Genomic DNA, 9,332 nt, shown 5'->3' with positions numbered 1-9,332 from the left:
TCGTCGCAGAGCACGGCCTGAACGGTGTGCCGGCGGCCGGCCGCCAGATCGGCCATGAGCTGCGGTGCTTCGGCGAAACGGGCGACATCGGTGATCACGTGCCGGCGTAGCAGCGACCCGCGCCGCCGCAGCAGCGCGATCGTCTCGTGCGAGAGCCGCTCACGATCCCACGCGTGCGCCAGACCGCGCGGCACCCGGCCGATCTGGGCACAGCGCACCGTCAGCCCGTTGTGGTGGAACTCCTCACCGAGCCGCACCTCATCGGCCCCCTGGGTGTAGAAGGCCAGATCGACCAGCGTGCCCTGGGGGCGCAGCAGGCGCAGACCGAGCGCCAGCGCCCGGGACTGGCCGCGGCACTGGAACACCACGTCGGCGCCGCGGTCGTTGGGGCCGTGGCGCCAGCGGCGCTTCAGCTCGACGGCGGTCTCCGGGTCGGCGGCCAGCACGTTCGCGCCGAGGGCCGCGGCGATGGCGAGGCGTTCGGGGGTCTCGTCCACGACGACCACCTCGGCCGCGCCCTCGGAGATCGCGAACATGGCCGTCAGCAGCCCGACCACGCCCGCGCCCACGACCGCGACGCGCCGCCCGCGCACGCCGTCGCCGAGGCCCTGCACGGCCGGGCCGCACAGGTCGTGGGCGGCGTGCAGCAGGCCGTTGGCGCAGATCGGGCCCATGTGGGCGACGTAGATGCCGAGCATGGGGTCGAGGTCGTCGGGCAGCTCCACGAAACGGTCGGCCATCGGGTCGGCCACGTACGCCGTGCGGTGCCCGTAGCACATGGCGACCAGCGCGCCCTCGGCCACGGCCCGCGTCCGCGTCTCGACGACCAGGCCGACCTGCATGTAGCCGATGCCGCGCACCGGATAGGACACCGATGGCGCGCCCTCCAGGAACAGCCCGAGCGCCGGGTCCCAGGAGGCGCCGAGGTAGGGGTTGGTGCCCTTGACGTAGGTCAGCTCGGTGCCGGCCGAGATGCCGCTGTGGGTGGTGGCCACCATGAACCCGCCGTCGGGCAGGTCGGGCAGCTTCTCCTCCACCAGGCGGATCTCGCCCGGCGCCTCGATGCTCAGCGTTTCGGCGAGCACGTCATTCATCCAGCATCACCGGCCTCCGTTCGGTCGCGGACCGCGCCAGCGCGAGGGCGAGCCGATGGGTCCGCAGCGCCTCCCGGTACGGTACGCGAACATCGGCCGGCCCGCCCCGCACAGCGTTGATGAACTCCCGGTCCACCCGGGTCTTGGCGTGGCCGTCGTCCTCGACGACGCGTTCGCCGTCGACGAGCAGGCGCGTCTCGCTGAGCTCCAGCGCGATGCCGTCGGCGCAGACCTCCAGCCCCACCCGGTGCTTGTGGGAGAGCAGGCACGCGGTGGCCAGCAGGCCGGAGGCGCCGCCGCGGAAGCGCATGACCGCCGACGTGGCGCGGTCGACCTCGCCGTCCACGGTGTTCTCCGCGGGCACCGCGTGCACCATCGACACCTCGTCCACCAGCAGCCGCGCCAGGTCGAGCACGTGGACGGCCTGCTCGACGATCTGACCGCCGGACATGCCGGGATCGAGCCACCAGCCGACGGGCGGCACCTTGTCGAGCCAGTGGCCGAGCGCGAGACGTACCGGACGGCCGTCGAGCAGATCGTGGGCCTGCTCAAGAATGTCCAGGTAACGCCAATGATGGCCCACTGCGGAGGGCAGAGATCTCCGCTCTATTTCGGCTGCGATGTTTTCCGCTGTTTGCAGGTCCAGCGAAAGGGGTTTTTCCACGAACATCGGGAGATCGCACGACAGAACATCTAGTTCCGGGTTACCGTGCGCAAAAGGAGGAACACAGACGTAGACAGCGTCGAGACCGCCGGCACTGAGCAGGTCGGCATGGCCGCCATAGGCGGGGGCGCCATGCTTCGAGGCCAGAGCCTCGGCCTTGTGGGGATCCGTGTCGGCTATTCCAGCGATCGTGACATCGGGGAAGCCGGACAGGACCTCTGCGTGGCGGGCGGCGACATTTCCGGCACCTACGATGCCGACTCGGGTCTTTGATGGCACAACCCGGCATATGCCACGTCTAGCGAGTATCAAACAAACATGTTCGTTCGCCTTCTCGGCGGGCAGAAAGCCGTGACCTCATGAGATCGGGGCTGACTGCATGGAATCTGATCTGCGAGCCATGACCAAGGTTCAGGAATGGTACGGCCCGCACTCGAGCACCGCGGCCGAATGGCCGCTGGACGCGTTAGTCATGGCCAAGGGCGACACCACCGTGAGCGTGGTGCTGCCCGCCCGCGACGAGCAGGACACCGTAGGTGACATCGTCACCGTGATCCGCCGTGACCTCGTCGAACGCCTGCCACTCGTGGACGAGATCCTCGTCGTCGACTCCAACTCCACCGACGCGACCGCCGAACGCGCGAGACAGGCGGGCGCCCGGGTGGTGGCGCAGAACCAGGTGCTCTCCCACCTGCCGCCGCTGAGCGGCAAAGGCGAGGCGCTGTGGAAGGGGCTGGCCGCCTCACACGGGGACATCGTCGTCTTCGTGGACGCCGACCTGCACAGCTTCGGCGCCCACTACGTGTCGGGCCTGGTGGGACCGCTGCTGGTGGATCCCCGCACCCACTTCGTCAAGGCCACCTACGAACGGCCGTACACCGGCGCGGACGGCGTCGTCCAGCCGGGCGGCGGCGGCCGGGTGACCGAGCTGGTGGCCCGGCCGCTGATCAACCTGTTCTGGCCGGAGCTGGCCGGCTTCGCCCAGCCGCTCGGCGGCGAGTACGCGGCCCGCCGCGAGGTGCTCGAACGGGTCCCCTTCGTCACCGAGTACGGCGTGGAGTTCGGCCTCCTCGTCGACCTGCTCGACCTCGTCGGGCTGGACGCGATGGCCCAGGTGGACCTGGGACGCCGTACGCACACGCACCAGTCGATGTCCGCGCTCGGCCGGATGGCCGGGCAGATCATGCTCACCGCCTGGTCCCGCCTGGAACGCCAGGGCCGCGTGGTGGCGTCGGAACGCCCGGCGCACACGCTGCTGCAGTTCGGGCTGGACGGACAGGCCGACCTTGTCGATGTGGCCGTGGCCGAGCGACCACCGCTCGCCTCCCTCGTACTGGAGGAGGATGTGGCATGAAAGTCCTGGTGAACGCGGGCCCGTGGCTCGCGGTTCCCCCCGCCGGCTACGGCGGTATCGAGAACGTGGTGGCCACCCTGGTGCCCGCCCTGCGCGAACGCGGCGTCCACGTGGTGCTGGCCTCGGTCGGCTCCAGCTCCCTCGAGGTGGACGAGCTCATCGACGTCTTCGACGACGGGCAGTTCACCGAGCTGCAGAAGCCGTACAACCAGGTCGTGGGAATCACGCACGCCCACCAGGCGCGGGTGGTCGCCGAGCTGCGCTCGCGCGACGACATCGACCTCGTCCACGACCACGTGGAGGTGGTCGGCCCGGCGGTGTTGTCGGCGCTGGACGGGCCGCCCGTGCTGCACACCCTCCACTGGGACCTGCGCAAACATCCGGCCTTCTACGGGACCTTCCCCCCGGCGATCGCGGTCAACGGTGTCTCGGAGTCGCAGCTCGCCCGCGCCCCCGGGGCGTTGCAGGAGGCGGCGCTCGGGGCCGTCCACCTGGCCACCCCGCTCGCCGACCGCGACCTGCGGGCCGAGCGGGGCGAGCACCTGGTGGTGATGGGACGCATCTGCGGGCTCAAGGGCCAGCACGTGGCCGCCAGGATCTGCCAGAAGCTGGGCCAGCCGCTGGTGCTGGCCGGGCCGGTGAGCGGCCGCAACACCCCGGCCGAGCTGGACGTGGTGGCCCAGAACCCCTACCACCCCCTGCACAGCCACCCCGACGTGCGCTACCACCTCGACCAGGTCTCTCCCTATCTCGACGGCGAACTGGTCAGGTGGGTCGGCGCGGTCGGCGGCGAGGAACGCGACCTGCTGTACGCCTCCTCACGCGCCGCGCTCTTCCCCATCCAGTGGGACGAGCCCGGCGGCACCGCCGTGGTGGAGGCCCTGGCGCTCGGGGTCCCGCCGGTGGGCCTGCGCCGCGGCTGCCTGCCCGAGCTGATCGAGCACGGCCGTACCGGTTTCCTGGCCGACAGTGAGGAGGAGCTGGCGGAGTGGGTGCTGCGGGTGGACGAGATCGACCCGGAGGAGTGCCGCAGGGAGGCCCGCCGCCGCTTCTCGCCGTCGGTGATGGCCGACCGCTACCTGGAGCTGTACGAGCGGGTCGCCTCAGGCCGGTGAGACGGCCTCGGCCGGGCGGGCGCGCATGGCCTGCCGGGCCGGGACGGCGGTGGCGGCCAGCGCCAGGACGGCCGCCGCCGCGACCACCAGCCCGTACGCCGCCGGCGGCACGTGCGGCGTGGCCGAGCCGGTCATGCCCGCGCCGAAGGCCGCCAGCGTGACGTACGCGACGGCCGTGCCGGTGACCGCGCCGGTCAGCACGGCGCAGAGCGTCTCCAGGGCGAGCATGCGCCTGACCTGCCGCCGGGTGGCGCCCGCCAGCCGCAGCACGGCCAGCTCCCGCGCCCGCCCGGAGGTCGCCATGACCAGCGTGTTCACCACGGCGATCGCGGTGAACGCGATGACCAGCCCGAGCGCCACGAACGTGACCTGCGGGTTCGCCGCGGCCACCGCCATGGCCTGGGCCCGCTCCAGCACGACCGAGCCGGGCACCGCCCGCGCCAGGGCGTCCCGGGTCAGCGTGGGCGCCGAGACCAGGAGACTGCCGGACGGGTCGTCCACGTGGCCGGCGACCAGCTCGTACGGGAGCGTCACGTCGCCGAGACCGAGGCCGCGGGTGTAGACGGCGGCCACGGTGAGCGCGGCGGGGGTGCCGTCGCCGAGCGTGAGCCGCACCCGGTCGCCGGGCCCGAGGCCGAGGTGGCCGGCCGCGGTGCGGCTGAGTGCGACCGAGCCTTCGCCGAAGCCGTCCATCGAGCCGTCGGCCACGCCCAGGTCCAGCGTGCGCGGGTCGTACGTGACGGCCTGGGCGGCGTACCTGTCCAGGCCGACCCGGATCGACGTGCGCAGCACCGGCGTGGCGGCCGCCACCCCCGGCACCCGCCGGACCTGCTCGGCGGAGGCGCCGGGCAGCACGTAGCCGGCGCGGGTGCCCGCGTCCGCCTGCTCCTGCGCCGCGTGCTCCATGGTGGTCTGGCTGAACAGGATCGTGCAGGTCATCGCCACCATCAGGCTCAGCGGCACCACCACCGACGCCAGCGCGGCGGGCACGGCGCGTACGTTGCGCCCGGCCAGGAAGCCACTCGCCCCGGCGGCGCGCAGCGGGACCAGCCGCGCCACCCGGGCGAGCAGCGGCGCGAGCACGGCCACGGCGATCGTCCAGACGAGCGGGGTCAGCATGGTCACCGGCGTGGCCGCGGCCTCGGTGTCCAGGCCCGACAGGACCAGCGTGAGCACCGTGCCGCCGGCCAGCAGCACGGCCCCCGCGACCAGGCGCCACCACGGCACCCGAGCGCCGCCGAGCGCGGCCTCCCCGAGGGCCTCGACGGGACGGATCCTGGCCAGGCGGCGGGCCGAGAGGCGGGCCGCGACCCACGCCGCGCCGACCGTGGCGAGCAGCGCCGCCAGCGGCGGGAACGGGCTCACCACCGCGCCCAGGTTCGCCGGGACCGCGCCGAGCGCCGTGAAGGCCGCGTGCAGCGCCAGGCCCAGCCCGATGCCCGCCGCCGCGCCCGGCACCCCGGCCAGCGCGCCCACCAGCAGCGTCTCGCCGCCGACCAGCCTGCGGACCTGCCGGGGCGTCGCCGCCACGGCGCGCAGCAGCGCGAGCTCGCGCTGACGCTGCCCGATCGACAACGCGAACGTGCCGACCACGACGAGGACGCCGACCAGCAGCGAGGTGCCGGCGAGCGCGCCGCCCATGCTGATCAGCCGCACCCGGGCCTGCTCGGCGTCCAGGAACTCCAGCCTGCCGCGTTCGTCGCCGGTGTAGAGCACCGCGCCCTCGGGAGCCCGCGCGAGACCGGGGAAGACGCCCACCGCGCTGACCATGCCGGGCCGGCCGGCCAGCCGGCGGGCCTCGGCGGTGGCGAAGAACACCGTGTCCTGGCCGGGCAGCGCCTGCGCGGTGACGCCCACGACGCGGTAGCCGCGCAGGTCCGCGCCCACGTGCAGCCCGGCGCGGGCGTCGACCACCACCTCGCGGCGGCCGCGCGGCGCGCGTCCCTCCACGAGGGTGAACGGGGTCAGCGCCGCCGACTCCCACCCGTGCCCGGTGTGGGCCCCGAACGGGAACGTCACCTCGGTCACCACCTTCGTGACCCCGGGGGTGCTCCTGAGCCGGTCGGCGAACTCCTCGGGCAGCCAGGCGCGCTCCGACAGCGGCTTGGCCTTCGTCTTCGTCTCGCCGTCGCCCTTGTCGACGGTCTCGCGGACGTACTGGTCGGCGGCCACGATCGCCGGCGCACCGGCGTACCGCTCGGGGGCCACCGTGCCGCGCAGGCCCGTCTCCAGGAGCATCAGGCACGCGCACACCAGCGCGGCGGCGCACAGCAGCGCCACGAACGCCCCGGCGAACGCGCCCTTGCGGTGGCGCAGCGTCTTCAGCGCGAAGGCGATCACGTCCACGCCCCCAGCCTGGTCATCCGCTCGGCGACCTTCTCGGGGGTCGGGCCGGCCATCGTGTCGACGATGCGGCCGTCGGCCAGGAACAGCACCGTGTCGGCGTACGCGGCGGCCAGCGGGTCGTGCGTCACCATGACCACGGTCTGGCCCATGCCCTGGACGACCTCGCGCAGCAGGCCCAGCACGTCGCGGGCGGTCATCGTGTCGAGGGCGCCGGTCGGCTCGTCGCCGAAGACCACCTCGGGGCGGGTGACCAGCGCCCTGGCGATGGCGACCCGTTGCTGCTGGCCGCCCGACAGCTGCGCGGGACGGTGCCCGGCGCGGCCCTCCAGCTCGACCCGGCGCAGGATCTCTTCCAGCCACCCCCGGTCCACCCGCGCGCCGGCCAGGCGGAGCGGGAGGGTGACGTTCTCCACCACGTCGAGCGCGGGCACCAGGTTGAACGCCTGGAACACGAAGCCGACCCGCTTCCTGCGCAGTTCGGTGAGCTCGTCCTCGCCCATGCCGGACAACTCCGTGCCGCCCAGGCGCACCGAGCCGGACGACGGCACGTCCAGCCCCGCCGCGCAGTGCAGGAACGTGCTCTTGCCCGACCCCGAGGGCCCCATCACGGCGGTGAAGGAGCCGCGCGGGATCCCCGCCGACACCTCACGCAGGGCCGCGACCGCGCCCTGGCCCTTCCCGTACACCTTGCTCACCGCGTCCAACCGCACCACATCCATGCGGACAAGCCTGCCGACCAGCGGGTACGCGGCCCAGAGACACGATCACCCGTCTCCTATGACCTCGTCATGATCCGGACACTGGTAGACATGTCTGCGTGATTCGCGTACTTCTGGCCGAGGATCAGGCGGTCATCCGGGGGGCCCTGGCGGCGCTGCTCGGCCTGGAGCCGGACCTGGAGGTCGTGGCCGCGGTCGACTCGGGGGCCGCCGCCGTCGCCTCCGCCGCCGTGGAACGGCCCGACGTGGCCGTGCTCGACATCGACATGCCGGGCGAGCTGGACGGCCTCGACGCCGCCGCCCGGATCGGCGAGCGCGTCCCGTCGTGCCGGACGCTCATGCTCACCGGGCACGGCAAGCCGGCGCACCTGAAGCGGGCGCTGGCGGCTCAGGTGGGCGGGTTCATGCTGAAGACCGCGCCGCCCGAGGAGCTGGTGGCCGCCATCCGCACGGTCGTCCGCGGCGAACGGGTGCTCGACCCGGCCCTCGCCGTCACGGCCTGGGACCTTGCCGACAACCCGCTCACCCCGCGCGAGGCCGACGTGCTACGGCTGGTCGCGGGAGGCGCGGACGCCCCCGACATCGCCGCCCGGCTGCACCTGACGGCCGGGACCGTGCGCAACTACCTGACGGCCATCGTCGCCAAGCTCAACGCCCGCAACCGCACCGACGCCGTCCGCATCGCCACCGAGTCGGGCTGGATCTAGCCCGTACGGCGCCGTGGCGTCGAGCGTGAACCAGCCGCCCGCGACGCCGGTCGTCAGCCGGCCGTCCAGGGCGGCCAGGCGGGTGGTCAGGTTGCCCAGCCCCGACGAGCCGCGGCGCGGCCCGGCGTCGCGGGCGCCGTCGTTGCGGACCAGCAGCCGCACCCGCCCGCCGTCGGCGGACGTCGCGATCTCGCAGCGGCGGGCGGCGCTGTGGCGCAGGACGTTCGTCACCGCCTCGCGCAGCACGGCGCTGAGCACGGTCTCGACGTCGGCCGGCAGAGGCGGGTGCGCCAGGTCGGCCGTGACCGCCACGCGGGCCGCCCGCAGGACGGACGCCGCCGACTCCGCCTCCGCCGCCAGTGACAGGTCGTGCTGCTCGCCGGAGACCGAGCGCAGGTCGTGCCGGGCGCGCTCGGCCATCTTCAGCACCTCGGCCAGCTCGGCCCGCGACCGCTCCGGCGGCAGGCGGCGGGCCAGCTCGCACTTGAGCAGGATCGCGGCCAGGCTGTGGCCGAGCAGGTCGTGCAGGTCGCGGGCGGCGCGCAGGCGTTCCTCGACCACGGCCGAGCGGGCGAGGTGCTCCCGGGCGGCGCGCAGCTCGTCGGCGATCTGCGCCAGGCGCAGCAGGCTGTAGACCACCAGGCCGGTGACCAGCGTGCTCACCGTGACGTTCGCCCACTGGGCGGGCGGCAGCCCGTACGACGCGGCGATCGCGCCCGTGGCCGCCACGATCGCGGCGACCAGCGGCCAGGCCGTCCGGGGCCGGAAGGCCAGCAGCACCGGGCCCGCCAGGAACCCGCTCACCCCCAGCCAGATCGGGCCGAACACCGGGACCGGGGCGAAGGCCAGCACGGCCATCACGGCCAGCGCGGTCATGTGACGGCCGTTGACCGACCTGAGCTGCATCACCACGATCACGGCCAGGATCGCGACGGCGGGCGCGAGCAGCGCCGCCGGCACCTGCAGCAGCGCCTTGAGGCTGAAGCCGACCAGCACGGCGGCCAGCAGCAGCACCGACACGTCGGCGGGCGCGCGCTCCTCCGGCCCGCGCCGCGGCGCGGGCAGCGCCGCCTCGACCGTGTGCCGCCCCTGCTCCGACAGGCCGCCCGACAGCCACCCGCCCGCCGCCCGCACCTGCGGGAGGAGCGCGGCCAGGGCGTCGTCCTCGGCGGTACGGCGGCCGTCGTCGGTCACCCGCAGGCGTACCTCGCCGCCGTGCGGGGTGGCGTGCGGGTCGGTCAGCCAGCGCGCCAGCGCCTCCGGCTCCTCCTCGGCGACCCGCGCGTACGGCAGCCCGCGCCACCTGCCGTGGTCCGCCTCCGCGAGCGCCGGC

At 73.9% G+C, this 9,332-nt stretch carries 7 protein-coding genes and 1 pseudogene; 3 read left to right on the top strand and 5 right to left on the bottom strand.

All coding sequences use genetic code 11. The features are described from left to right. The coding region (locus C1J01_RS42460) for a zinc-binding dehydrogenase (protein WP_111184697.1) at window positions 1–1,094 on the bottom strand (1,094 nt) is incomplete at its 3' end. Continuing rightward, complete coding sequence (locus C1J01_RS42455; RefSeq protein ID WP_220040387.1) at window positions 1,087–2,037, bottom strand: Gfo/Idh/MocA family protein; 951 nt, start codon at window positions 2,035–2,037, stop codon at window positions 1,087–1,089. The genes C1J01_RS42455 and C1J01_RS42460, both read right to left, overlap by 8 nt. A 121-nt stretch (window positions 2,038–2,158) precedes the next feature. On the opposite strand from C1J01_RS42455, the gene C1J01_RS42450 reads away from it, so the two are divergent. Continuing rightward, the gene (locus C1J01_RS42450; RefSeq protein ID WP_111184695.1) at window positions 2,159–3,112 is read left to right on the top strand and encodes a glucosyl-3-phosphoglycerate synthase; all 954 of its coding nucleotides are present in this window, start codon (window positions 2,159–2,161) and stop codon (window positions 3,110–3,112) included. Beyond that, window positions 3,109–4,227, top strand: coding sequence for a glycosyltransferase (locus tag C1J01_RS42445; RefSeq protein WP_111184694.1), 1,119 nt, complete (start codon window positions 3,109–3,111; stop codon window positions 4,225–4,227). Before C1J01_RS42450 ends, C1J01_RS42445 begins: the two co-directional genes overlap by 4 nt. On the opposite strand, the gene C1J01_RS42440 is transcribed toward C1J01_RS42445, so the two are convergent. Then, window positions 4,216–6,573 carry an ABC transporter permease gene (locus tag C1J01_RS42440; RefSeq protein ID WP_111184693.1) on the bottom strand — a complete coding sequence of 786 codons (2,358 nt, stop codon included), beginning with the start codon at window positions 6,571–6,573 and terminating at the stop codon, window positions 4,216–4,218. The genes C1J01_RS42445 and C1J01_RS42440 overlap by 12 nt on opposite strands. Next, window positions 6,564–7,292: an ABC transporter ATP-binding protein gene (locus C1J01_RS42435; RefSeq protein WP_111184692.1), complete on the bottom strand. Its 729-nt coding sequence runs from the start codon at window positions 7,290–7,292 to the stop codon at window positions 6,564–6,566. The genes C1J01_RS42440 and C1J01_RS42435 overlap by 10 nt, the downstream gene beginning before the upstream one ends. Before the next feature lie 98 nt (window positions 7,293–7,390). On the opposite strand from C1J01_RS42435, the gene C1J01_RS42430 reads away from it, so the two are divergent. Next, window positions 7,391–7,999, top strand: a complete 609-nt coding sequence (locus tag C1J01_RS42430; protein ID WP_111184691.1) for a response regulator transcription factor — start codon at window positions 7,391–7,393, stop codon at window positions 7,997–7,999. Window positions 8,000–8,437: 438 nt separating this feature from the next. Here C1J01_RS42430 and C1J01_RS53590 read toward each other — a convergent pair. Further along, a pseudogene (locus C1J01_RS53590) lies at window positions 8,438–9,292 on the bottom strand (histidine kinase); the annotation flags it as partial. Window positions 9,293–9,332: the final 40 nt, after the last annotated feature.

The sequence above is a fragment of the Nonomuraea aridisoli genome (assembly GCF_003236395.1).
GTDB classification, from domain to species: domain Bacteria; phylum Actinomycetota; class Actinomycetes; order Streptosporangiales; family Streptosporangiaceae; genus Nonomuraea; species Nonomuraea aridisoli.
The sequence above is the reverse complement of the archived record's forward strand: the minus strand, read 5'-3'. Positions and strand labels throughout refer to the sequence as shown.

Excerpts from the sequence above, each read along its gene's own strand:
- C1J01_RS42435 (WP_111184692.1), bottom strand. The coding sequence starts at position 7,292 with ATGGATGTGGTGCGGTTGGACGCGGTGAGCAAGGTGTACGGGAAGGGC.
- C1J01_RS42450 (WP_111184695.1), top strand. The coding sequence starts at position 2,159 with ATGACCAAGGTTCAGGAATGGTACGGCCCGCACTCGAGCACCGCGGCC.
- C1J01_RS42445 (WP_111184694.1), top strand. The coding sequence starts at position 3,109 with ATGAAAGTCCTGGTGAACGCGGGCCCGTGGCTCGCGGTTCCCCCCGCC.